This window comes from Neorhizobium huautlense, assembly GCF_002968575.1.
Classification (GTDB): Bacteria; Pseudomonadota; Alphaproteobacteria; order Rhizobiales; family Rhizobiaceae; genus Neorhizobium; species Neorhizobium huautlense.
Genome location: NZ_PVBM01000095.1, coordinates 1 through 851, shown reverse-complemented (window position 1 = coordinate 851; position 851 = coordinate 1). Strand labels below are relative to the sequence as shown.

Annotated in this window: 1 protein-coding gene; it reads left to right on the top strand. The window is 61.3% G+C overall.

The genetic code is table 11. From position 1 onward, the window contains the following. Positions 1-851, top strand: an 851-nt coding sequence (locus tag C5L12_RS27740; protein WP_170109144.1) for an alkaline phosphatase D family protein, incomplete at both ends; no start/stop codon positions are given.

Below are 851 nucleotides of genomic sequence, written 5' to 3'. Positions count from 1 at the left end.
TATACAAGTCGGACCCGCAATTGCAGGCAGCGCATGCCGCTTTCCCTTGGCTCACCATCTGGGACGATCACGAGGTCAGCAATAATTATGCGAGCGATCGCGCGCCGGATGCTCCGAACCCGGCGGAATTCCTCGACCGCCGCCGTGCTGCTTATCAGGCCTGGTTCGAACACATGCCGGTCCCGCCGGCCCTGGCTGCCGGCTTCGACGCGCTGCGCATTTATGACCACTACCGCTTTGGTAATCTGCTTGGCGTGAGCCTGCTCGATACGCGGCAATATCGCTCGCTGCAGCTCCAAGGCACCGCCGGCAACGCTCAGGCGGAGCGGACCATTCTGGGGCCGGCCCAGGAACAATGGCTGGCGGAAACGCTTGGCATGTCGCAGGCGAAATGGAATGTCATCGCTCAGCAGACGCTGGTTTCGGAACGCGACACAAAGGTCGGGCCGGAGACCGGTTATAATCTTGACGGCTGGGACGGCTATCGCGCCGCGCGTGGCAGATTGCTGAGCGCCATACACTCTTCGGCGGCCTCGAACCCGATTGTCATCGGCGGCGATCTGCATGCCTTCTATGCCGCCGATGTAAAGCGGGATTTCATGGATGAAAAGGCTCATCCGATCGCCAGCGAATTCGTCTGCGGCTCGATCACCTCGGATGCTCCGTCGGAGGCGAGCCTGGCGACGGCTCTCGCCGAGAACCCGCATCTCAAGTTCGCCTCCGACAAACATGGTTATGCGATCATGCGTCTCAGCGAGCGGTCTGCGGAGGTGGATTTCATCGGCATTGCCGACCGCAAGCAGCGGAATTCACCTGCTGCCGTTTTCCAGCGCTTCGCCGTCACTGACGGT